This is a genomic window from Acinetobacter sp. V116_7 (assembly GCF_056735735.1).
On the sequence record NZ_JBWZIF010000014.1, the window covers coordinates 393,528 to 416,662 of the forward strand.

Below are 23,135 nucleotides of genomic sequence, written 5' to 3' on the forward strand. Positions count from 1 at the left end.
ACTCTTCAATTAAAATTTTTTAGGTACCCTATCTTGCAATGTGTTTGGCATTTCGGTCAAGTCACAATTTTCGCTACTGCTATAAAAAAGATGAAATGCCCAGTTCACTAATTCAAATTGCTTATTCGCTCAATGAATTTAGCAAATAAGCCAAACAAATTTTAAACCTTGAATTTCTTAATATTTTATAAAATATGGTAGCTTAAAATCCTTTAATTTTAGAGGGGAAAAAAACAACAAAAGCACAATTCCCCCCCCGTATGAGAGCACTCACGGTACTCTGAAAAATTGGCAATTAGGTAAGAACATCCATAAATAAATGTTGAACAAAATAAAAAGCCACTTACTGCTAATTACTTAATTTTTCAGCATATATTTCTATTAAAAACAAAATATTAAGTTACCATTTAAACATAGGCAAAGGACTCCAAGGCTTTTGTAAAAAACACTTTAATCCTAAATAAACTAGCGTTTTATGGAATCCAGCATTTGGATATTGGCGTGTTAACTTTTTGAACTCACTTTTAGGAATATTTGAACGTAATAAGCCTAAAGAGAAATCTGCATAGTCAGCTCGTCTAAAATATTCAACCAATGGATATTCTGAACACTTTGTCATTGTTAATTTATGATGTTCTGTAATCATTAATGTTATTTCTATTTGCCAATCTAATAACCGATGCGCAGTCAAATAACTTAACATCACTTTGACGGATGGCTCTAAATAATCAATTGTTTTACTTGTCCATATCCCAATATCATGAAAGGCAGCTGCAATAGCTATTTTACGTATAGTCTCTTCATTACTATCTTGGCTTAATATTAAACAGCATGCTGCCACACGTTTACAGTGATTTAGGTAGCCTTGATAATCTGCATCAATCGTAGTTTGATATTCCTGTAAAATTGTCTCAATCAAGATACTACATTGTCTAAATGCATCTTGATCAAGTGATAAAATCAAACCTTCTTTAGTGTTCATTCTTTTGTGCTCTCGGATGAGCTCGATCATAGACTTGCGCCAAATGATTAAAATCGATATGCGTATAAATTTGTGTCGTTGACAAATTACTGTGGCCTAACATTTCTTGTACTGATCGCAAATCACCACTACTTGATAACATATGGCTAGCAAAACAATGCCGTAATAAATGAGGATGCAAATCTACATTCACACCTGCTCTTTGCGCTTGAAGTTTTACACGCTTTTCAATTTGTCGCGGGGTTAACACCCCACCTCTTTGAGAAATAAAAACAGAAGCATTTTGATCAAAATGGCCTTTCCAGATTTTATAAATTTTCAGCCAATTCAATAGGCTTTCTTTAGCCTTTTTTCCAAACGGTACAATACGGGTTTTATTTCCTTTACCCGTAATACGTACCAGTTGACGGTTAAAATCGATATCTTTAATTGTTAAGCCTTGCAGTTCAGCCAGACGCAAACCACTTGAGTAAAGTAACTCGAGCATGGCTTTATCTCTTAACCACAATTGCTGATCAATTGGTTTTTCAGGCATAGCTTGATCTAAAATTTGATTAACCGTTTCTATGTCGATCATACCCGGCAAGGGTCTAGGCTGACGTTTAAGCTTAAAGTCATCAGTAGGGTTAATTTCTAGATATTTCCCTTGTTCAGCCCATTTCATAAACTGGCGAATTGAAGTGAGATGACGCTGCATACTGCTTGAACTTAACTGGTCCTGCTCAACACGCTGGGCCAAATATTCACGTAAATCTGAAGCTTCAATATTTCTTAAATCAATTTTTTTGAGCTCGCAGAACTCAAGAAAACTTTTAACATCTCTTTCATAAGCTGTAATCGTGTGCTCAGACTGGTTCTGAATTTTTCTTTCTTTTAACCACATTGAGAGCAGCTGTAATGCAAAATTCAAATTACTTTCCATTTATTTGCTCATTTTATTTTTTTCAGTGTATCAAAAAGTAGTTGTTCAGGAAATTTAAGATCGTACAGCATAACAACTCATTACCTTATATATTACACTTCACTTTAAGTATTCGTCGGAACCCTGCTGTCATGACTACCATACTCATTCCCTACTTAATTGCCATTACTTTACTTACGCTTACACCTGGTCTGGATACAACTTTAATTATTCGTACCGCTACTCTTGAAGGCAAGTCGAAAGCATTTCAAGCAGCAGTAGGTATTAGCCTTGGCTGTATTGCATGGGGAATTGTGGTTGCTTGTGGTCTAGGGGCTTTACTCATGGCTTCTGATCTAGCCTTTAATATTTTGAAATGGATGGGGGCTGCTTATTTAGCTTGGCTGGGTTTAAATATGATTTTAAAACCGCGTAGCCAACTTGCAGACATTCAAGAAAACAGCTCCAATGTCCCTTCTTCACAGAATTGGTTTATTAAAGGTTTTTTGGGTAACTTACTTAATCCAAAAGTCGGTATTTTTTATATTTCATTTCTTCCACAATTTATTCCACCACAAGCATCGGCTGTCACTTGGATTATGGGGCTTGTGATGATTCATGTGGTGATTGGAACCTTATGGTCAATTTTATTAATTTTGGCTATGCAACCACTATCACGTTATCTTAAGCAACCCAAATTTGTGAAATATATGGACCGGATTACGGGCAGTATTTTTGTGTTGTTTGCTTTAAAATTGGCTTTGAGTAAAAGATAAATTTTAAAAAGCGTGCTAACGCATAGCACGCTAAATAATAGTTAAAGATTTACATTATTTTTTTAAATAGTTTTCTATTTGGACTGAAACTTCATCGGCATGTTTTTCTGCTAATTGATGGTCCCCACCTTTCACAACATATAACGTCGAATTTTCAAACTTTTGATTTAAATATTGACCCACTTGAACGGGGCTCACTGGATCGCTATCGCCCCAGATTAATAAAGTTTCAATATTTATATCTGATAAAAAATCTTCATAGTTGGCATTAGTGGTAACAAACCAATCTGGATATCTTAAAAATGCTTGACGGTATGCTTCTCGCCAGTCTTGCACATTAAATCTTTCAAGATTAATTCCACCCGAAGTTGCAATCAAGACTAACCCTTTTATCAGTTGAGGTTTTTGCAACGCTGCCGCAACAGCAAAAATGCCACCCATAGATTGCGCGACAATTACAGATTCTTCATTAATTTGATCGACCACATGATTTGTTAGGTCTTCAAAACTTTTGACCTCAAAGGATTCTGGTGTATCTCCAAAACCGGGGTAACCAATAATTTTTGTCTGGTAATGCTGAGGTAATTTTTCAATTAATGGATGCCAAAATGCTGTACTACCTGATGCGCCAGGTAAGAAAATTAGATTATTCATATTTTTATAAAGTAATAAAATTAAAAAATTATTGTATATAAAAGAAAGCCTCTTTTATCATTTTAGTTAATAAAAGAGGCCTCTATTTAGGTAATGCTATTAGCCTTGGAAATAACGTAAATCCAAACGCCCATCATATACATGAGTTGTTGGACCCGTCATCCAGACCACATCACCTTCTTGCCATTCGATTTGTAGCTTACCACCAGCAAGTTCAACTTCTACAGAATTAGCAAGTAAGCCACGGCGCATACCACTTACCGCAGCAGCACAAGCCCCTGTACCACATGCAAGGGTTTCACCTACACCGCGTTCAAATACACGTAAACGCACATGCTTTTCATCAATGATTTGCATAAAGCCAGCATTTACACGTTCAGGGAAACGTTTATGTGATTCAACTTGTGGGCCTATGCCAGCAACATCTGCAGTGAGTACATCAGGAACAATCGTTACAGCGTGAGGATTGCCCATATTGACCACATCAATACTAATGTTTTGGTCATTGGCTAACTCAAGTGTATATAAAGCTTCTGGTTGTTCAGCAATGAATGGAATTTCATTCGGCAAGAATTTCGGGTAGCCCATATTCACGCGAACCCAACCATTTTGCCCCAATTCAGGTTTAACAATCCCTGCTTTGGTTTGAACAGTAATACTAGTTTTCGTTGTTAAATGACGCTCATGTACAAAGCGAGCAAAACAGCGCACACCATTACCACATTGTTCAACCTCAGAACCATCAGCATTAAAAATACGATATTTAAAATCTGCTTCCGGTAAATCAGGTGGTTCAACAATTAAAAGTTGATCAAAACCAATACCGAAATGGCGATCGGCTAAGCGTTGGATTGTTTCTGCATCTAAATAAGCACGTTGGCTGATCAGATCAACCACCATAAAGTCATTGCCTAGGCCATGCATTTTAGTAAATTCTAATAACATTTCATTTACTCCTCAGGCAATAAACTTTCTTTTTCCCAAAGGGATTCAACTGTTTCACGTTCACGAATCAAATAGGCTTTATCACCAGACACCATCACTTCTGCGGCACGTCCACGTGTATTGTAATTTGAACTCATTACAAAACCATAAGCGCCAGCGCCAAGAACAGCTAACAAGTCATTTTCTTTTAAAGCCAATGAGCGATCTTTACCAATAAAGTCACCTGTCTCACAGATTGCACCAACAAGATCCCAAGTTTTTTCTTCAGTATCAGAACTTGGTACTACAGGTTGGATATCCATCCACGCTTCATATAATGCAGGACGAATTAAATCATTCATTGCTGCATCAATAATGGCAAAGTTACGGTGGCTCGTTGGTTTGAGCAAATCCACTTTGGTTAAAAGCACACCTGCATTTGCACTAATGCTACGGCCCGGCTCCATATAAACCTTAAGACCCAGCTTTTCTAAAGCAGGTTTCATTGAGTTAGCATATTCTTCAACACTTGGTGGTGTTTCATCTTTATAGCAAACCCCTAAACCACCACCGATATCGATGTGTTTAAGATTGATACCAAGTTTTTTTAGTTCCTCAATCATCACCATGACACGATCTAAAGCATCAACGAATGGTTTAGTCTCGGTTAATTGTGAACCAATGTGGCAGTCAATACCAATAATCTCAAGGTTTGGTAAAGATGCAGCATATTGATAAGTTTCATAAACGGTATCACTTGGAATACCAAATTTATTTTCTTTAAGACCTGTTGAAATATAAGGATGTGTTTTTGCATCTACGTCTGGGTTTACACGTAAAGAAATCGGCGCTTTTTTGCCTAGACGAGCTGCAACTTTTTGAAGACGATCTAGTTCGGCATACGACTCTACATTAAAGCAAGCAATGCCTACATTTAACGATGTTTCAATATCGGCTTCAGTTTTACCTAAGCCAGAAAAAACAACTTTAGATGCATCTCCACCCGCTTTTAAAACACGTGCAAGCTCACCACCTGATACGATATCAAAACCAGCACCAAGTTTTGCCAATACATTAAGAACAGCTAAATTTGAGTTAGATTTCACCGCAAAACAGATTTGATGATCAATAAAATCAAAAGCACGATCCATATCTAAGTAATGTTTTTCAAAAGCTGCTTTTGAATAAACATACAAAGGTGTGCCAAATTGCTGCGCAAGCTGCTCCATAGAACATTGCTCTGCGTGCAATACTCCATTAATGCGAGTGAAACTCATGAATGTGTCCTTATTTCAAAGCTTAAGGTGAAGTTGTTTGGGTTGGGGCTGATGATTCAACTGGCTGATCAGCTTGTTCATCCTGTTGCACAACTTGTTTCTGTTCTTTATTACGATAGAGCAAGTATTTCGCGCGTTTGTCATAATTCGGATCAGAAGGTAGCTGTAATGCTCCTGACTGACCGCAAGCGCTTAGCAAAATACTGCTGCTCAATAAACTGATGAGGCAAATGACACGACGCATCTGAGCACCTGATTTAAACAATTCGATGCAGTATACCGTGATCATGCAGGCGGCTAAAGAGTAAACTTAAAGAGAAAAACAATATGCATAAAAAACGCCAGCTTTTCAGCCAGCGTTTAATCATAACCAAATAAATTTAATTACTTTTTATGACGCGGTTTATAGAAGAAGAAATAACCAATGATCAAGATAATAAACCAGATTGGGCTGACTTTAAGCGCTTTAAACGTATCTGGCTCTAAAGACAACACGTAAATCATACCAATAAAGAAAATAATCGTGATCCAACATGTAAATAGCCCACCCGGCAATTTAAATGTTGATTTTGCATGCAGCTCAGGACGTGTAGTGTAGTAACGGATATAACTCCAGATAATGAGTAACCACACACAAATGAACAGAATCGTTGAAAGTGTTGTTGCAAGTGTAAACGCCTCAACAGTATTTGGTACAAAATACTGTAATGCTGCACCTAACAATAAACATGCAGCAGAGAAATACAATGCATTTGCAGGTACCGCACGTCTGTTCAATTTACCAAAAGCTTTTGGTCCCTGATCTTCACGAGATAGACCAAACAACATACGGCTTGTTGAAAACACGCCACTGTTCATTGATGACATCACTGATGACAACACAACCAAGTTCATTAAGATTGCTGCTGCCGCAACGCCTGCTTGACTAAACAAGTTTACAAACGGGCTGATCGCCGGATCAATTTTATTCCATGGTGTTACTGACATTACAATAATTAATGCGAACACATAGAAAATAATGATACGAATTGGAATTGAGTTAATTGCTTTAGGCAAATTACGTTCAGGATCTTTAGTTTCCGCAGCCGTTGTTCCGACAAGCTCTACACCAACGAAAGCAAAAATCGCAATCTGGAAGCCTGCCAAGAAGCCATGTACACCCGTCGGGAAGAAACCACCATTTGCCCACAAATGAGTAAAGGATGCCACTTCACCAGTAGTCGAGGTAAAGCCCGTAAAGATCATCCATAGACCCACAGCAATTAAAATAATAATTGCTAGGATTTTGATAAGCGCAAACCAAAACTCCAACTCACCAAACAGGCGAACTGTTAACAAGTTCAAACCCATAATGAATACGATGGCTGCAACACTGATCATGGCACCTTCGACTGGCGAGAAAGGTAGACCATTATTGAAGAATTGTAAGTAATAGATAATTGCAGAAAGATCGGCAATACCAATGGTGATCCAACACAGCCAATAGGTCCAACCTACAAAATAACCTGCCCATGGGCCAATTAAATCTGTTGTGAAATCAATAAATGATTTATAGGCAAGATTTGAAAGAAGTAATTCGCCAAGCGCACGCATGACAAAAAACACCATCACACCAATAATCAGGTAAATAAATAAGATTGAAGGGCCAGCAAGACTAATCGTTTTGCCTGATCCCATAAACAATCCCGTACCAATTGCACCACCAATCGCGATCAGCTGTAAATGCCGATTTGAAAGGCTACGATGGAGCTCACCTTGTTCATGAGGCTCATTCAGATTTTGATTCGACATCTTATCAATACACTCCAGTAATTTTTTTTAGTCCGTTAGCTAAAATCAAAAAGACGATATCGCACCATTTGCAGGTATCTTTTAAATGTATATTTTTTGATAATTTTTCAGCTAACCGATTTTTATCTGTATTGCTGATGATTTCAAGCTACATACAATTAAATCTGATAATACGCACAAGCCCATAGCAATACAACGCACTTTACGGTCTAAAAACATGACTTGAACTTGTCTGATTTTTAAATTAAAAAGACGACTCAATTGACCATTTTCTAATCTTCAATTTCATTTCAGTCCTTCATCTGTTTATTAAAAACACCCCTGCTCGACCTTAATCTTTTAAATTAACTAACACATGACAATGACCTAATATTCTCGTTGTTTTAAATTAAGCAAAATGTATTCCACTTCAAAACTGATTCTCTATTTTGGTTTTGTTATACTCCGTTTCTACTATTAATTAAGAAGTTTTTAACTGAAGTCGAATATGAGCAAAGTCAAAACTGTTTACCGTTGCGAACAATGTGGTGCCGATCATCTTAAATGGGCAGGTCAATGTTCAGAGTGTGGTGAATGGAATTCTTTGACTGAAGTCAAACTTGAGCCAACCACCGCTCACCGCGCACGTCCAAAAGTTGGGGGCTATGCTGGTCAAGCTGCCAATATTACAACTCTAAATAAAGTCACTTTTTCCCATGAAACACGCTTACCGACAGGCATCAGCGAATTTGATCGCGTACTTGGCGGAGGCTTAGTTACGGGTTCAGTCGTATTGATTGGTGGTGACCCCGGTATTGGTAAATCGACTATTCTTTTGCAAACAGCAACCTATATGGCAAGTGCAAAAAGCTCTGCACTTTATATTACCGGTGAAGAATCTTTATCTCAGGTTGCACTTCGCGCTCAACGTCTTGACCTACCTACTGACCAGTTAAAAGTCATGGCAGAAACCTGTGTTGAACGTATTTGCGAAGTCTTAGAACAAGAAAAACCTGTCGTGGCGATCTTAGATTCGATCCAAACGCTTTATACAGAAACACTTCAATCGGCACCGGGTGGTGTTTCGCAAATTCGTGAATCTGCTGCTTTATTAACTCGTTATGCAAAAAATAGTGGCACTGCACTCTTCATTGTTGGTCACGTGACCAAAGAAGGTGCACTGGCTGGTCCACGTGTTTTAGAACACATGGTGGATTGTGTACTTTATTTTGAAGGCCAATCAGACTCACGCTATCGAATGATTCGTGCTGTTAAAAACCGTTTTGGTGCGGTGAACGAGCTTGGCGTATTTGGCATGACAGATAAAGGCTTACGTGAAGTTGCCAACCCTTCTGCCATTTTCTTAAGCCGTTATGATGAAGCGATTCCGGGTTCAATTGTAATGATTAGCCGTGAAGGAACTCGCCCTCTTTTGGTCGAAGTCCAAGCTTTAGTTGATGATGCTCAAGGACAACCTCGTCGCGTAGCATTGGGTCTGGAACAAAACCGTTTGAACATGCTGCTTGCTGTAATGCATCGCCATGGCGGTGTTCAAACCACCGGACAAGACGTCTATGTCAACATTGTCGGTGGTTTAAAGATTACCGAAACAGGTTCAGACTTAGCAGTTTTATTAGCATGTGCTTCAAGTTTACGAACCAAAGCATTGCCTCAGCAACTTGCCGTTTTTGGAGAAGTTGGCCTTTCTGGTGAAATTCGTCCTGTACCAAATGGCCAAGAGCGTTTAAAAGAAGCTGCAAAACATGGCTTTAAGTATGTCATTTTGCCTAGAGGTAATGCGCCGCAAAAAGCAATTCCAGGCGTACAAGTCATTGCGGTTGCCCGTCTGCATGAAGCATTGACTGAGGCAATGCAACTCAGTGATGAATTGACATAAAAAAACATACTTTTATGGTTGAAATTTAGCGTAAATACCTTCATAAATACTATTACAATTTAATTTTAGACAGGAATTTCCTATGGAAGTACACCAGCGTGGCTTGATTACCGGTATTTTAATGGCTGCTTTAGCAATTTCGCCTCTTGCTGAAGCTAAACGTGCAGGTGGTGGTAAAAGCCACGGTATGGCACGCTCTACTACTTCAAGCCAGTCTTATCAACAACCTCGTCAAGTGACTCCTGCTCAACAACCTGCTACTGCACCTCAACGATCAGGTCCGGGTGTTGGTTCAATGGTTGCAGCTGGTGTGGCTGGTGCTGCCGTAGGTGCTGTTGCAGCAAATGCTTTAGCTGATGACAAACCAACATCAACTGAACATCAAGCAACTCAAGCTGGAACAGAACAAGCTGCTCAAGCGCAACAAGAAGAGAAAAAAGGTGGAATTCCTAGCTGGCTTTGGGTATTACTTGCAGCAGCTTTAGCCTTTTTTGTTTTCCGCAAATTGGGCGCAAAAAAAAAATTAGCAGCTAATAATCCTTACGCACCAAATAACGACGGTCAAAACCCATTTGGTCGTTCTGCTGCACCACAAGCGACACCACGTAATGCTGGAGATAATACAAATATCTTTGGTCAATCTGTTGGTGGCGGTGCAGCAACCCAAGCTCCTTTTGGCGGTGCAACAACGAGCAATGGCAATCAACTTCCAGATGGTAGTGAACCTGCTGCTTTCTTACGTATTGCACGTCAACGTTTTAATCACATCCAGTCGATGAATACTGCAAGTAACATTGAAGAAATTCGCCGTTACTTAACACCAGAACTTTATAGTTCTATGTATAACGACATCATGGAAAACCAAGATCAAGACGTTGCTGAATTTAGCAATCTGAATGCGATGGTTGTAGACAGTGCGACTGAAAATGGTCAATACGTTGTAAGCGTACGCTTTACAGGTACAGTAAGTGAAGATTTAAACAGCTTGCCACAACCATTTACTGAAATCTGGCACTTTGTTAAACCTGCTGGTTCTCAGCAAGATTGGGTTGTTGCAGGTATTCAACAAGCTTAAGCTAAATAAACCCTCAATAAAAAAGCCACAATATTGTGGCTTTTTTATTTGTCAGTTTTTAAGCAATTTCAGCTGGGAATGTAATGACTTTTTCAATTTTGACCTGATCCATTGCAACCATGAGTAAACGGTCTATACCTAAAGCAATCCCTGAACATTCTGGCATATGAGGCAGTGCTGCTAACAAGTGTTCATCTAAAGGCATAACATGAAGGCCTTGCTTAGCACGCTCTGCATTGTCTGCTTCAAAACGTGAACGTAACACCTCTGCGTCGAGCAATTCATCGTAAGCATTGGCAAGCTCTAAACCTTCAATATAAACCTCAAAACGTGCTGCGACCTCTTCCCCATCTTCATCTACTTTCACTTTTGCCAAAGATGCCATTTCTGGTGGAAAGTCAGTTAAAAAGACTGGCGCATCAAATCCTAAACTTGGTTCAACAAAATGAGAAAATAATAAATCCATGTAAGCTAGACGATCATCGCCTAAATCAAGATTTAATCCCACACGATTTGCAGTATCTTTGAGTTGCTTCAATGTTGCTTGTAAAGGGTTGATATCGAGGCGATCTTGAAAAGCATGTTTATAACTTAAAATAAACGGACGAACTTCACCAAAACGATGCTGCAAACAAGTCTGCAATAAATCGGCAGTTTCATGCATTAAAGCTTTTAAGTCTAGACCCGGACGGTACCATTCGAGCATGGTAAATTCACTATTGTGTTTACGCCCATGTTCATCGTCTCGAAAAACCTTACAAATCTGATAAATCGGCCCACTACCGCTTGCCAATAACCGTTTCATAGCAAACTCAGGCGAGGTCTGTAAATATTGAGTCTGCAATTTGCCATTAATATGACGTAAAGCCTGAACAGATGCTAAATGCACATCGGTGACACCTGCTTGTGAAACAATCGGTGTTTCGACTTCCATGACATCACGTTCAGCAAAAAATTGACGAATCTGGTTATAAAGCTTAGCACGAGCCTTTAAAGCATCAATTGAACAAGTAGGTTGATAACTTAAACTCATGCCTGTGGTCCCCCGTGTGCTGCCCATTCACGGCGCAGCGGATAATTCTTACGTAATAAATCAAATGCTTTTTGCTCTACTTTACCTTCTTTAACACAGGCACGGATGTTGGCATCATCTTGAGCAATATCATAAATTTTAGCTAATTTTTGCTTGAGCACTGCCTTTAAATCATGTCCTGAAAAATAGTCTTCGCATGCAGGTAACTGAGTCTCGAAACGTTTATTTATATCAAACCCAAACTTTTGGCAGAATGCTTCATAAATCATTTGCGTACCTCGAGCCTTCCCCTCAAGGCTATAACCTGCAATATGCGGTGTTGCCAACGCCAACATGTCTATAAGTTCTTCAGATATGACTGGTTCATGCTCAAACACATCGAGCACAACTTTACGTTGGGTACGCTGAATATCTTCGATTAAAGCAGCTTCTTTAACGACTGGGCCACGCGCACTATTAATTAAAATCGTGTTTGGTTGAAGTGCAGCAAACGCTTGCTCATCAAAAAGATGATACGTCGCATGTTCACCATTTTTGGTTAAAGGCACATGAATTGAAATTGCATTCGCTTGTTGCAAAAGGGTTTCTAAACTTACATTTTTAATTGAATCTAACTGCACAAATGGGTCAAAACCAATCACATTCCAGCCAAGCAACTGGGCCATGTATGCCAAACGCTTACCGACGTTTCCAAGCCCCACAATGCCTAGGGTAAATTTTTCTTGTTGTTCTAAAAGGTTGGCATCTAAATGAAGTAAAGCAGTAATGACATATTCAGCAACTGCCTGCGCATTACAACCTGCTGCATTCGCCCATGTAATTCCTTGTTTTTCTAAAGCAGAAATATCTAAATGATCGGTGCCGATTGTGGCACTACCCACATATTTTAAAGCGGTGTTTTGAATTAAACTTTCGTTTACTGCGGTGACTGAGCGAACCAATAAAGCTTCAGCATCTTTTACATCTGCGTGCGTTAAGGTGCGTCCTGCATGGTGTTGAATATCGCCAAATTCTGAAAAAAAGTAATCGGTAAATGCCAAGTTTTCATCTGCGACGATTTTCATTATCTGCAACTCAAAGCTTATAAAAACCTTATTATCCTTTGAGTTGTAGCAAAGCACAATGTTCAGGGCGTTAAATTACGAGAAGGTTTCTAAGCGTAGTTCACCTACAAACCACCGCCGAAATAAAAATAAGCCATCACCGCAAGAGTGAGCCACATTAAAATAATAAGTACAGCAACCAAATAATTTCGTGGCCCTTTTTCATGTTCTTCTAGCCATTCATTAGCTTGCTGTTCTGCATCGAAAATAACTTGTTGAGGCGTAAATCGAAGCGCTAACCAAATGAGTATCGGTAAAATGATGGCCTCATCTAAAAGGCCTAAAATAGGAATAAAATCTGGAATTAAATCGATGGGACTAAAGGCATAAGCCACAGCCACCACAGCAATAACTTTTGGGAACCATGGCATTTGAGGATGCTTTGATGCAAACCAAAGCATAATAATTTGTTTTTTTAGACGTTTTGCCCATTCTTTTAGTGATTGTAACCAAGACATTTGGACAGACTCTGAACTACATAAGTCTGATCATAAAGTATAAAGTTCGTGCTTAACTTAAAATTAGGCAAAATAGAAATGTATATTTCCATTATGTTTGATCATTCTTAGCATTTGAGCTGATATGATCAATATTTCAATGCATGAGCTTTATGTGTATAAAACGAAATCATCTCCACGACAAAAGCTTGCTAAAGTTAGGCCTGAAGTTTTTGCGAGTCGAATAGCCATACTGGTTGGAGCAGAAATTGAAGCCAATAAACCAATATTAAGCTGAGCGCATTTACGAATTAATTCGTAGCTTGCACGACTGGTCATAACAACAAAACCTAAACTGGTGTCGTAGTTTTCTTGAGCTAAATAACCTAGTAGTTTGTCTAAGGCATTGTGACGGCCGACATCTTCAAATAAAGCTATGATTTTGCCTTGAACCACCCAAGCAGCGGCATGAGCGCCACCCGTCAAGGCAGTAATTTTTTGTTGATCTTTTAATTGAGAAATCGCGACTGGAATTTGTTCGAGCCACTCTTTGGAAGGTTCGATGGTAATTTTAGGAATATCGAGCTGAAGCTGCTCCAAACTTTCAATGCCACATAAACCACATCCTGTACGCCCCATTAACATCCGTCGCCTTTCTTTTAACGCAGCAAATGCTCTGGATGAAATGGTCATATTCACTTCAATTCCCAGTTCACTTTCATGAACCTCAATGGCGTACAACTCTTTTAAGCTCGTTAAAATTCCTTCGGACAGACTAAAACCTTTAGCGAACAAACTCACATCGGTAGGTGTAGCCATCATTACTGCATGAGAAATGCCGTTATATACCAAAGCAATCGGATGCTCTTGAACAATATTATCTAAAACACTTTCAGATTCGGTTTTCTTAAACCGCTTTACTTGTAATGTTTCAACCCCATAAGAATGTGGTGTCAAAATAATTTCCTTTATCTTGAAATGGCGCTTGATTAGAGCGCCATTTGTTTGAATTACATTTTTAATATCGCTGTTAATTTAAAGGTTACTTACTTTCTTATCTGCATCTTCAGGGTCAACTGCCGTTGCCAAATTAAAGTGTGCGGGCGCATCACCAGCATGCAATATCACAGGAACACTTTTTGAAGCTGGAATTTTGGCGTATTTATCATGACTGCTTAACGCCACTAAAGGATTAGTCTCTGGATAGTACGCAGCTAAACTGCCACGTGGAATGTTGTAAGGCACAATACGGAAACTATGTACAATCCGCTTAACCCCATCTGAGAAAACACTTTCAATATCAACCCACTGATTTGCTTCAAAGCCAGCTTCATCAATGTCTGCTTGGTTCATAAACAAAACACGGCGTTGCCCAAAAACTCCGCGGTAACGGTCGTCGAGACCATATAGCGTCGTGTTGTATTGATCGTGAGAGCGAGTGGTCATTAAGGTATAAACTTTGCTGTCAGTATAAGCAGCAGCATATTGATTTTCTTTATCGCCATAGACTTCACTCAGAGGTGTAATCATAAACTGCGCCTTACCACTTTTTGTGTTCCAAATGTGCTGATTGGCTGGATGCTCTAGATGGAAACCACCCGGGTTATAGACACGTAAATTAAAATCATGGAACTCATCAAAGACCTCAGCAATTGAGTCACGAATACGATCATAGCTTTCAATGTACCATTTCCATTTGATCTTACTATCTGGTAGCACGGCTTCAGCCATTCTTGCCACGATGTCGGGTTCAGATAAAATATTTTCAGAAATTGGGGTATTACGCCCAGCCGACAAATGAATATTACTCATCGAATCTTCGACTGAAATGGCCTGCGGACCATGAAGCTGCTCATCAATTTCGGTACGGCCTAAACATGGCAAAATCAGCGCCTCTTTACCACAAACCAAATGGCTACGGTTTAACTTGGTTGCAACATGAACGGTTAAATTACACTTTCTAAGCGCTTCTTGGGTATACGGTGTATCTGGCGTCGCAACTGCAAAGTTACCACCTAAACCAATAAAGACTTTGACCTCACCTTCAGCCATAGCTTTAATCGTTTCAACGACACCATGCCCATTTTTTCTAGGAGATTTAATCCCAAACACGCGGTCAATGTTGTCGAGTAATTTAGGACTAGGTAACTCATTAATGCCCATAGTTCGGTCGCCTTGCACATTACTGTGCCCACGAACTGGACAAAGCCCTGCACCCGGACGACCAATTTGCCCACGAGCCAATAATAAATTCGCCAACATATACACATTAGCTGTTCCATGGCGATGTTGAGTAATACCCATCCCCCAACAGAAAATTGAGCGCTCAGACTCTAAAAAGAGCTTAGCGAGTTTTTCTAAATGCTCTGGTGATAGACCCGAGTGTTTATAAATATCTTCCCACTCAGTTTTTTCAACCTCGGCAATCATCTCGTCGAAACCGATTGTATTCACCGCAATAAAGTTTCGGTCAAAAACGCTTGGTTTACCTGAAGCGAGCGCCTTTTTATCCCACTCATTTAGGTGCTTTAAAATCCCTAACATCAGTGCATAGTCACCACCAATTTTAGGTTGGAAATAATAACGACTAATTGGGGTACTGCCGTTAGTCATCATTTCAAGTGGTGCTTGTGGGTCTTGGAAACGTTCAAGTCCTCGTTCTTTAATTGGGTTAATCGCAACAATGTTACCGCCACGTTTAGACACTTCACGCAAAGTACCTAACATACGTGGGTGATTAGTTCCGGGATTGTGCCCAAAACTAAAAATTGCATCAGCTAAATCAAAGTCTTCTAGGGTGACTGTGCCCTTTCCTAAACCAATCGAATCAAGTAATCCAACGCTTGTGGTTTCATGGCACATGTTCGAACAGTCTGGGAAGTTATTTGTTCCAAAGCTTCGCACAAACAATTGATATAAAAATGCTGCCTCATTACTTGCACGGCCAGAGGTATAAAACGCAGCTTGATCTGGGTTATCTAAGGCATGAAGATGCTTAGCAATAATCTGAAATGCTTCATCCCATGAAATTGCCACATATTTATCGGTTGCAGCATCGTAGCGAACTGGATCTGTTAAGCGACCTAAGTCTTCTAGAAAGAAATCACTTTGTTCTGATAACCAACTGACGGTATGACCTGCAAAATATTCGGGAGTCACTGTTTTACTGGTTGCTTCAAATGCAACTGCTTTTGCGCCGTTTTCACAGAAGTTAAAGGCATGAGCATTTTTCTTTTCTGGCCATGCACAACCGGGACAGTCGAACCCTGTAGGCTGGTTAATATTGAGTAAGGTAATCGAACCTTTTTTTAAAATATCTTGCCGCTTTAAGTTTCGAGCGACACTAAGAAGTGCTCCCCATCCGCCCGCAGGATGAGTATAGGGTTCAATTCGTGCAAAGCCGTTATTTTCCTGAATATGCTTTTGTTCTTCTGAATTATCCACTTTGTCATCCTCTTATTACTTTTTACACATTCTATAGGTGCAATAAATCACAACTTAATTATGGTTATATCTACGCTATTTGCTGTTTATCTTAATAAGTAAAAATCCACTTTTATCTTACTCATGATATTTAGAGGCAGCCTCAACGCTAGTTATAATATGTGCCATATTTTTTATAATTACAATCATTCAGCCAAAACCCAAAAATTATTTAAATTAAATAATAACAATACCTTAAAAACAAAATGACCTGTTTTTTACAGATAAAAACATAATTCACCTTATATTTTTAAAAAATAGAAATGATGTAATGAGCTGAAATTTACGTCATTTTAAGTAGGTTTTTATGGGTTTAAGCAGTATAAATTAATTGAAAAAAACAGATTCAGAGAACTTATGAAGGTTGTGATTGCGCCAGACTCTTTTAAAGACAGCCTATCGGCTTTGGGCGTCGCTCAAGCCATTGCCAAAGGATGGCAAGAGGTTTTTCCAAATGCTGAAACACTGATATGTCCAATGGCAGACGGTGGTGAAGGAACCATAGAAGCGGTGTTAGAGGTCTGTGAAGGGGAATGGCGTGAAAAAACCGTAATGGGACCATTAGGTCAGCCTGTTCAAGCAAAATGGGGATGGTTAGAAAAACAAAAAATCGCCATCATTGAAATGGCTCAAGCGAGCGGCATACAGTTAGTACCACCATCTGAGCGTGATGCCTGCCGAAGCACAACGTTTGGCGCAGGCCAGCTCATTTTAGATGCTTTAGACGCAGGTGCAAAAGATATTATTTTAACTGTGGGTGGCAGTGCAACCAATGATGGTGGTACAGGGTTACTCAGTGCTTTGGGCGCAGTTTTGCTCGATGCTAACCACAACGTTTTACCCGCAGGTGGACTCGCGCTTAAAAGCCTATCAAAAATTGATTTAACGCATTTCGACCCACGTATTCAGCACACACGGTTTCTACTAGCTGCCGATGTGACCAATCCACTTTGTGGTCCAAACGGCGCATCTCATATTTTTGGTCCACAAAAAGGTGCTTCACCTGCTCAAGTAAAGTTACTCGATGGAGCTCTTGCCCATTTTGCCGATGTCTCACTTAAGCTTTTAGGTTTCGATAAACGAGATGAAGCGGGTTCTGGCGCTGCGGGAGGTTTAGGTTTTGCAGCCAAAAGTTATTTAAATGCTGAGTTTAAGGCTGGAGTTAAGGTTGTGGCCGAACTCAATCAGCTTGCCCAAAAAATCTCTAATGCAGATTGGGTCATTACGGGTGAAGGTAAATTTGACCAACAAACCTTAAGTGGTAAAACAGTTTTTGGGGTGAGTCAAATTGCCAAAACACACAATGTTCCTGTCATTGTCATTGCAGGAACATTAGGCGAAGGCTATCAAGCGCTTTATGAGCACGGCGTTACAGCTGCATTTTCGCTAACTAATGGCCCGATCACATTAGAACAAGCCTGCGAACATGCGGCCAAACTTATTTATGAAAGAACTGTCGATATTGCGAGGTTAATTCAATTTAGCCAAACCAGTTTGAGAGATAAAAAAGTTTAATCAGCTAACTTTAAAAGGCTTTCTTTACAGCTTTCCAATATTTCATCGCTAAGGTTTGATTGGTCTGGGCATGCGCGAGACAATGCAATTGCCCCTACAGATTGGGCAAGAATATTAATGGCTTGCTTTCTCAACTCTGGCGCTTCCAAAGAAACTTGTTTGGCTCGTTCATTCATAATGAACTGAATAAGTTGCTCAATACCCTCTTCAAATTCGACTTTTACTTCGTCTGGCTGTCTTGCAGCATCACAAGATAACGCTGTTAAGGTACATCCCAAATCTCGGTTGTCTCGATGAGTGCGGGACACATAAAGCTGAATAAATTGAGTTAAGTTTAAACCTTCTATTCTTTTTAAAACCTGCTCAAGTCCATGTTTAACGGTAATTGAGACAAGGGCGGTCTTCGAAGTGAAATGTTTATAAAAGCCGCCGTGAGTAAAGCCCGCGCTAGACATTAACTCGGCAATGCCAACTCCGTCATAGCCTTTGCTACGAAAGAGTTGAGTCGCCTTTTCAACAATTTTATCTCGGTTTTCTTTTACCTGAGTTTTACTGACTTTCATGTTGGCCTACTCACTTTTTATTCACCCTACTGGTCATAATTATACATTGATTATGGTTGACATCAAAAATTGTATATTTTAGATTGTAGTCATCATCTAAAAATTAAAGCGTGGAGACATCACATGTCAGCTCAATCAAAAGTACTTATTACAGGAGCTTCGTCAGGAATTGGTTCTGTGTATGCAGACCGATTTGCTCAACGTGGCCATAACTTAATCTTGGTTGCACGAGACACCAACCGCTTAGATAAAATCTCAAAAGACCTTCAAGAAAAATACGGTGTACAGGTCGAGTTCATTCAAGCCGATCTATCAAAAGATCAAGACATCACTAAAATTGAAGATGTACTCAAAAACGATGCTGATATTGAAATTTTGGTAAATAACGCTGGGATTGCACTGAATGGAAACTTTTTGACTCAAGATATTAAAGACATTGAAAAACTTATAACTTTAAATATGACCGCAGTTGTTCGGTTGTCTCATGCAATTTCGCAACCTCTTCTACGCAAAGGTAAAGGCGCGATTATTAATTTAGGTTCAGTGCTTGGATTAGCTCCTGAACTTGGTTCGACCATTTATGGCGCAAGTAAATCTTTCATCCAATTTTTTAGCCAAGGTTTATATTTAGAATTAAAAGATCATGGCGTGCATGTTCAAGCCGTATTGCCATCTGCAACTAAAACCGAAATTTGGGAACGTTCAGGCATCGACTTAAGCCAAGTTCCACCATTAATGGATGTCAATGATTTGGTCGATGCGGCTCTGATTGGTTTTGACCGCAAAGAAACGATTACAATTCCTGTGCTGAAAGACGAAAATCAATGGAATAATTTTGAAAAATCACGTATCACATTACTACCAAACTTTTCTTCGGCTGATGTAGCCCAACGTTATAAAACTAACTAATACTGCTACCCAATTCTCAAGTAGGAAAATCTTATGAATGTTATTGACGCCATCCGTAACCGCCGTGCAGTTAAACGCTTTGACCCTGCATTTCAACTTTCTGACGATAATAAAAAGCAGTTATTACAAGAAGTTTTAGCAAATGCTCCAAGTGCGTTTAATTTGCAGCACTGGCGCCCTGTTGTGATTGAAGATGCTGAGTTAAGACAAAAAATTCGCACCATTGCATGGGATCAACCACAAGTTACCGAGGCTTCTTTACTCATTGTGTTATGCGCAAAAGTAAGCTCGTGGGAAGCCGACGCTAAACGCGTGTGGGATGGCGCGACTCCAGAAGTGCAAAATATTATGGTAGGTGCGATTGATCAATATTACCGTGACCGCCCACAAACTCAACGTGATGAAGTTATGCGTAGTGCGGGTATTTTTGCTCAAACTTTAATGTTACTTGCTCAAGAGCATGGTTTAGACAGTTGCCCTATGGATGGTTTTGACTTTGATGCCATGGCAAAGCTGATTAACTTACCTGAAGATCATGTGGTGTGTTTAATGATTGCAGTTGGTAAGTCAGCCTCTCAGCCTTACCCACGTGTGGGCAAACTTCCTTACGATGATGTCATTATTCAAAATACATTCTAAGTTTTTAGTCGGAGTTAGACCCTCATGCTTCTTATAGCATGAGGGTCTAATTGTTAAAGACATTCTGTTTTGTAAAATCATTTTGCCTTTTGGGCATTTAACTTATTGGTTAAACGACGAACTAAAAGAAAAAATAAAGGCACAAAGAAAATAGAAAGTAGAGTTCCCGAAATCATCCCACCAGTGACGGCGATACCAATTTCTTTTCGGCTTACAGCTCCTGCTCCTGTAGATACAGCCAATGGTAGAACACCTGCAACAAAAGCCAGAGATGTCATAATAATTGGCCGTAATCGCTGACCCGCACCTTCAATAATGGCGTCCATTAATGCCTGACCAGCCTCCAATTTGGCTGCCGCAAATTCAACAATCAAAATAGCATTTTTGGCAGAAAGTCCAATCGTGGTAAGCATAGCGACCTGAAAGTAAATATCGTTAACAAAACCTGCCAGACTTGCAGCAACTACAGCGCCAATAAGACCTAAAGGAATAACCAACATGACAGAGACAGGAATAGACCAGCTTTCATAAAGTGCTGCCAAACATAAAAAGATAAAGATGATTGAGGCTAAATATAACCAGATCGTTTGGCCACCCGCTAACTTCTCTTGATAAGACAATCCACTCCACTGAAGATTAAAGCCTTGTTGCTGGTCAACTAACTGCTGCATTTTATCCATAGCCCCGCCAGAACTTTCACCTGTTGCAGCAGAGCCTTGAAGTTGGACGGCTGAAAGACCATTAAAGCGTTGCAACATTTGAGGCCCCATTTGCCATTTCACAGAAGAGAAACTAGAAAATGGTGTCATTTGACCAGTAGCGCCACGAACATACCACTGCCCAATATCTTGAGGTAAAGAACGATAGTTCGCTTCGCCTTGTAAATAAACTCGCTTAACACGTCCCCTATCAATAAAGTCATTAATATAAGATCCGCCCCAAGCAGAAGATAATGTATTACTGATATCAGCTTGGGCTAAACCAAGAGCGCTGGCTTTTCGTTGATCGATATCGACTTGTAACTGGGCTTTATCTTCTAAGCTATTCAAACGTACTGCTGCTAGGCCAGAATCAGCATTTGCTGCTTTTAACACATTATTTTGTGCAGCAATTAAAGCATCTCGTCCTTTATTTTCCGCATCTTGCAACCAAAGTTCAAAACCACTTGATTGACCAAGACCCCTTACAGCAGCGGGTGAAAGTACCTGAACACGTGCGTTACGCAGCGACTTAAAATGTGCATTTGCGCGAGCAATCACAGCTTCGGCTGTATTTTCACTACCTTCTCGGTCATCCCAATGTTTGAGTCCAGCAAATGCCATTCCCACATTTTGACCACTGCCCGCATTATTTCTACCCATCACCATGAAAATCACATTGAGATTATCCTTTTCTTTCGTCAAGAAATAATCTGCGATCTGATTACCTACCCGTTCTGTTTCAGCGAGTGTCGTGCCTACAGGTGTACTAAACTGGACCATAACCGAGCCTTGGTCTTCTTGTGGTAAAAACCCAGTATTCATACGCGTATATTGCCAGCCTAACAAAGCTGTAATACCTAAGAATATGATCATAAATATTTTGGGTTTACCTAAAACAGCAACTAGCTTTGTGCGGTAGCCTGATTGACCTTGCTCTACTTTACGGTTGAACCAAGTAAAAAATTTTCTCTGTTTATGCTTTTCATTTGCAGGTTTAAGTAAGGTTGCACATAGCGCAGGTGAAAGTGTTAAAGCAACAATTGCAGAAAGTACCATAGCCGATACGAGCGTTACCGAAAACTGGCGGTAGATAATCCCGACTGAGCCACCAAAAAATGCCATAGGTAAAAATACTGCCGCAAGTACCATTGCAATACCAACGAGCGCGCCAGATATTTCTTGCATTGAAATTAAGGTGGCTTGCCGAGCATCAACATTTTGCTCATGCATAACCCGCTCAACATTCTCCACGACCACAATTGCATCATCTACAAGCAAACCAATTGCCAAAACCATCGCAAACAAAGTCAGTGTATTAATGCTATAGCCAAGTACGCTCAACACACCAAATGTTCCTAACAATACGACCGGAACTGCAATTGCCGGAATTAAAGTCGCACGCCAGCTCTGCAAAAATAAGAACATGACAATAATGACGAGAACAATCGCCTCAGCTAAAGTTTTAATCACCCCATTTACCGAAGCTTCTACAAATGGCGTACTGTCGCGTGGGTATGCAACTTTTAAACCCGCTGGCATAGAGGCAGTTAATCGTGTGACCTCAGCTTTAACTCGTTCAGCCGTTTCTAATGCATTGGCACCGGATGCAAGTTGAATAGACATTCCCGAAGCTGGCTTTCCATTCAGACGTGTAGACGTCTGATAACTCTCTGCACCACGCTCGACTCGGGCAACATCTTTAAGTAATACAACCGCACCATTTGTTTGTGTCCGCAAAATAATATTTTCAAATTGGCTCACGGTTTGTAGCCGAGATAATGCTGTTACTGTTGCATTTAGAGCCTGCCCATCACGCGTGGGTAATGCGCCTAATTCTCCCGCAGTAATTTGAGTGTTTTGTGCTTCAATTGCGGTTCTAACATCTGATGGCATTAATCCATAACTGTTTAATTTATGAGGATCAAGCCAGATACGCATTGCATATTGAGCACCAAATACAGTGATTTCACCTACTCCATCGACCCGACTTAATGGGTCTTGAAGTGTGCTCACCATATAGTCAGATATGTCGACAGAAGATCTAGTCCCACTTTCATCGTAAAGCGCAAAGACCAGTAAACTATCACCCTGTGATTTTGTTACAGTGATCCCTTGCTGCTGAACCTCTTGAGGTAATCGACTCAGCGCCTGATTCACAGCATTTTGCACCTGCACTTGCGCGGTATCGGGATTGGTATTTTGATCGAAACTAAGACTTATGCGTGCTTGTCCTGCCGAACTACTACTCGATGAAAAATAAAGAAGACCATCAATACCCTTAATTTGTTGCTCCAAAATCTGGGTAACACTGTCTTCAACAGTTTTGGCCGATGCGCCCGGATAATTCGCAGTGACATTTACACCTGGTGGTGCAATGTCAGGATATTGCTCAATGGGTAACGTTAAAATCGAAATCGTCCCCAATGCCATAATACAAATAGAGAGAACCCAAGCAAAAATAGGTCGTGCAATAAAAAAACTCGACAACATAGAGAA

The 23,135-nt window shown here is 40.0% G+C and carries 20 protein-coding genes; 6 read left to right on the plus strand and 14 right to left on the minus strand.

The window, feature by feature from the left end; translation table 11 throughout:
• Window positions 1-400 precede the first annotated feature (400 nt).
• The gene (locus tag AC1PJP_RS06455) at window positions 401-982 is read right to left on the minus strand and encodes an HD domain-containing protein (RefSeq protein ID WP_479766692.1); all 582 of its coding nucleotides are present in this window, start codon (window positions 980-982) and stop codon (window positions 401-403) included.
• Window positions 972-1,865, minus strand: a complete 894-nt coding sequence (gene xerA, locus AC1PJP_RS06460; protein ID WP_479766718.1) for a site-specific tyrosine recombinase/integron integrase — start codon at window positions 1,863-1,865, stop codon at window positions 972-974. Before xerA ends, AC1PJP_RS06455 begins: the two co-directional genes overlap by 11 nt.
• Window positions 1,866-2,035: 170 nt before the next feature.
• On the opposite strand from xerA, the gene AC1PJP_RS06465 reads away from it, so the two are divergent.
• Window positions 2,036-2,659 carry a LysE family translocator gene (locus tag AC1PJP_RS06465; RefSeq protein WP_479766693.1) on the plus strand — a complete coding sequence of 208 codons (624 nt, stop codon included), beginning with the start codon at window positions 2,036-2,038 and terminating at the stop codon, window positions 2,657-2,659.
• A gap of 54 nt (window positions 2,660-2,713) precedes the next feature.
• Here AC1PJP_RS06465 and AC1PJP_RS06470 read toward each other — a convergent pair whose 3' ends face one another.
• The 5 genes from AC1PJP_RS06470 to AC1PJP_RS06490 all read right to left on the minus strand — a co-directional run bounded on the left by AC1PJP_RS06470 (window position 2,714) and on the right by AC1PJP_RS06490 (window position 7,305).
• On the minus strand, window positions 2,714-3,313 hold the full coding sequence (locus tag AC1PJP_RS06470; RefSeq protein ID WP_479766694.1) for an alpha/beta fold hydrolase: 600 nt from the start codon (window positions 3,311-3,313) through the stop codon (window positions 2,714-2,716).
• 99 nt (window positions 3,314-3,412) lie between these two features.
• Complete coding sequence (gene dapF, locus AC1PJP_RS06475; protein WP_479766695.1) at window positions 3,413-4,258, minus strand: diaminopimelate epimerase; 846 nt, start codon at window positions 4,256-4,258, stop codon at window positions 3,413-3,415.
• A gap of 5 nt (window positions 4,259-4,263) precedes the next feature.
• The gene (gene lysA, locus AC1PJP_RS06480) at window positions 4,264-5,514 is read right to left on the minus strand and encodes a diaminopimelate decarboxylase (protein WP_416684084.1); all 1,251 of its coding nucleotides are present in this window, start codon (window positions 5,512-5,514) and stop codon (window positions 4,264-4,266) included.
• A 22-nt stretch (window positions 5,515-5,536) separates the two neighbouring features.
• Complete coding sequence (lptM, locus tag AC1PJP_RS06485) at window positions 5,537-5,758, minus strand: LPS translocon maturation chaperone LptM (protein WP_004790575.1); 222 nt, start codon at window positions 5,756-5,758, stop codon at window positions 5,537-5,539.
• A 140-nt stretch (window positions 5,759-5,898) separates the two neighbouring features.
• Window positions 5,899-7,305: an amino acid permease gene (locus tag AC1PJP_RS06490; RefSeq protein WP_005307657.1), complete on the minus strand. Its 1,407-nt coding sequence runs from the start codon at window positions 7,303-7,305 to the stop codon at window positions 5,899-5,901.
• A 487-nt stretch (window positions 7,306-7,792) separates the two neighbouring features.
• Here AC1PJP_RS06490 and radA point away from each other — a divergent pair, with 487 nt between their 5' ends.
• A complete protein-coding gene (gene radA / locus AC1PJP_RS06495) occupies window positions 7,793-9,181 on the plus strand; it encodes a DNA repair protein RadA (protein ID WP_013197043.1) in 1,389 nt (462 codons plus the stop codon).
• Between the two features lie 82 nt (window positions 9,182-9,263).
• Window positions 9,264-10,256 carry a Tim44 domain-containing protein gene (locus AC1PJP_RS06500; RefSeq protein ID WP_013197042.1) on the plus strand — a complete coding sequence of 331 codons (993 nt, stop codon included), beginning with the start codon at window positions 9,264-9,266 and terminating at the stop codon, window positions 10,254-10,256.
• A 58-nt stretch (window positions 10,257-10,314) separates the two neighbouring features.
• On the opposite strand, the gene epmA is transcribed toward AC1PJP_RS06500, so the two are convergent.
• From epmA to AC1PJP_RS06525, 5 genes are all read right to left on the minus strand, one after another.
• Entirely contained in the window at window positions 10,315-11,289 is a 975-nt protein-coding gene (epmA, locus tag AC1PJP_RS06505) for an EF-P lysine aminoacylase EpmA (protein ID WP_174744014.1), read from the minus strand.
• Window positions 11,286-12,353, minus strand: a complete 1,068-nt coding sequence (locus AC1PJP_RS06510; RefSeq protein WP_199942896.1) for a 4-phosphoerythronate dehydrogenase — start codon at window positions 12,351-12,353, stop codon at window positions 11,286-11,288. The genes epmA and AC1PJP_RS06510 overlap by 4 nt, the downstream gene beginning before the upstream one ends.
• Before the next feature lie 104 nt (window positions 12,354-12,457).
• Complete coding sequence (locus AC1PJP_RS06515) at window positions 12,458-12,850, minus strand: YkvA family protein (protein ID WP_151827521.1); 393 nt, start codon at window positions 12,848-12,850, stop codon at window positions 12,458-12,460.
• 150 nt (window positions 12,851-13,000) lie between these two features.
• Window positions 13,001-13,786 (minus strand): formate dehydrogenase accessory sulfurtransferase FdhD, encoded by a 786-nt coding sequence (gene fdhD / locus AC1PJP_RS06520; RefSeq protein ID WP_479766696.1) that lies wholly within the window; start codon window positions 13,784-13,786, stop codon window positions 13,001-13,003.
• A 78-nt stretch (window positions 13,787-13,864) separates the two neighbouring features.
• On the minus strand, window positions 13,865-16,273 hold the full coding sequence (locus tag AC1PJP_RS06525) for an FdhF/YdeP family oxidoreductase (protein ID WP_479766697.1): 2,409 nt from the start codon (window positions 16,271-16,273) through the stop codon (window positions 13,865-13,867).
• Window positions 16,274-16,669: 396 nt separating this feature from the next.
• Between AC1PJP_RS06525 and AC1PJP_RS06530 the strand changes: the two genes are divergently transcribed.
• Window positions 16,670-17,827 carry a glycerate kinase gene (locus AC1PJP_RS06530; RefSeq protein WP_479766698.1) on the plus strand — a complete coding sequence of 386 codons (1,158 nt, stop codon included), beginning with the start codon at window positions 16,670-16,672 and terminating at the stop codon, window positions 17,825-17,827.
• Here AC1PJP_RS06530 and AC1PJP_RS06535 read toward each other — a convergent pair.
• Window positions 17,824-18,390: a TetR/AcrR family transcriptional regulator gene (locus tag AC1PJP_RS06535; protein WP_479766699.1), complete on the minus strand. Its 567-nt coding sequence runs from the start codon at window positions 18,388-18,390 to the stop codon at window positions 17,824-17,826. The genes AC1PJP_RS06530 and AC1PJP_RS06535 overlap by 4 nt on opposite strands.
• A gap of 123 nt (window positions 18,391-18,513) precedes the next feature.
• Here AC1PJP_RS06535 and AC1PJP_RS06540 point away from each other — a divergent pair, with 123 nt between their 5' ends.
• The gene (locus AC1PJP_RS06540) at window positions 18,514-19,299 is read left to right on the plus strand and encodes an SDR family NAD(P)-dependent oxidoreductase (protein WP_479766700.1); all 786 of its coding nucleotides are present in this window, start codon (window positions 18,514-18,516) and stop codon (window positions 19,297-19,299) included.
• 33 nt (window positions 19,300-19,332) lie between these two features.
• Window positions 19,333-19,938 (plus strand): nitroreductase family protein, encoded by a 606-nt coding sequence (locus AC1PJP_RS06545; RefSeq protein WP_107883001.1) that lies wholly within the window; start codon window positions 19,333-19,335, stop codon window positions 19,936-19,938.
• A 77-nt stretch (window positions 19,939-20,015) separates the two neighbouring features.
• Here the strand turns inward: AC1PJP_RS06545 and adeE are convergent, their stop codons facing one another.
• Entirely contained in the window at window positions 20,016-23,129 is a 3,114-nt protein-coding gene (gene adeE, locus AC1PJP_RS06550; protein WP_479766701.1) for a multidrug efflux RND transporter permease subunit AdeE, read from the minus strand.
• Window positions 23,130-23,135: the final 6 nt, after the last annotated feature.

Excerpts from the sequence above, each read along its gene's own strand:
- AC1PJP_RS06500 (WP_013197042.1), top strand. The coding sequence starts at position 9,264 with ATGGAAGTACACCAGCGTGGCTTGATTACCGGTATTTTAATGGCTGCT.
- xerA (WP_479766718.1), bottom strand. The coding sequence starts at position 1,865 with ATGTGGTTAAAAGAAAGAAAAATTCAGAACCAGTCTGAGCACACGATT.
- dapF (WP_479766695.1), bottom strand. The coding sequence starts at position 4,258 with ATGTTATTAGAATTTACTAAAATGCATGGCCTAGGCAATGACTTTATG.
- AC1PJP_RS06545 (WP_107883001.1), top strand. The coding sequence starts at position 19,333 with ATGAATGTTATTGACGCCATCCGTAACCGCCGTGCAGTTAAACGCTTT.
- AC1PJP_RS06535 (WP_479766699.1), bottom strand. The coding sequence starts at position 18,390 with ATGAAAGTCAGTAAAACTCAGGTAAAAGAAAACCGAGATAAAATTGTT.
- AC1PJP_RS06465 (WP_479766693.1), top strand. The coding sequence starts at position 2,036 with ATGACTACCATACTCATTCCCTACTTAATTGCCATTACTTTACTTACG.
- AC1PJP_RS06540 (WP_479766700.1), top strand. The coding sequence starts at position 18,514 with ATGTCAGCTCAATCAAAAGTACTTATTACAGGAGCTTCGTCAGGAATT.
- adeE (WP_479766701.1), bottom strand. The coding sequence starts at position 23,129 with ATGTTGTCGAGTTTTTTTATTGCACGACCTATTTTTGCTTGGGTTCTC.
- AC1PJP_RS06455 (WP_479766692.1), bottom strand. The coding sequence starts at position 982 with ATGAACACTAAAGAAGGTTTGATTTTATCACTTGATCAAGATGCATTT.
- AC1PJP_RS06470 (WP_479766694.1), bottom strand. The coding sequence starts at position 3,313 with ATGAATAATCTAATTTTCTTACCTGGCGCATCAGGTAGTACAGCATTT.
- epmA (WP_174744014.1), bottom strand. The coding sequence starts at position 11,289 with ATGAGTTTAAGTTATCAACCTACTTGTTCAATTGATGCTTTAAAGGCT.
- lysA (WP_416684084.1), bottom strand. The coding sequence starts at position 5,514 with ATGAGTTTCACTCGCATTAATGGAGTATTGCACGCAGAGCAATGTTCT.
- AC1PJP_RS06490 (WP_005307657.1), bottom strand. The coding sequence starts at position 7,305 with ATGTCGAATCAAAATCTGAATGAGCCTCATGAACAAGGTGAGCTCCAT.
- AC1PJP_RS06530 (WP_479766698.1), top strand. The coding sequence starts at position 16,670 with ATGAAGGTTGTGATTGCGCCAGACTCTTTTAAAGACAGCCTATCGGCT.
- radA (WP_013197043.1), top strand. The coding sequence starts at position 7,793 with ATGAGCAAAGTCAAAACTGTTTACCGTTGCGAACAATGTGGTGCCGAT.
- AC1PJP_RS06510 (WP_199942896.1), bottom strand. The coding sequence starts at position 12,353 with ATGAAAATCGTCGCAGATGAAAACTTGGCATTTACCGATTACTTTTTT.
- lptM (WP_004790575.1), bottom strand. The coding sequence starts at position 5,758 with ATGCGTCGTGTCATTTGCCTCATCAGTTTATTGAGCAGCAGTATTTTG.
- AC1PJP_RS06515 (WP_151827521.1), bottom strand. The coding sequence starts at position 12,850 with ATGTCTTGGTTACAATCACTAAAAGAATGGGCAAAACGTCTAAAAAAA.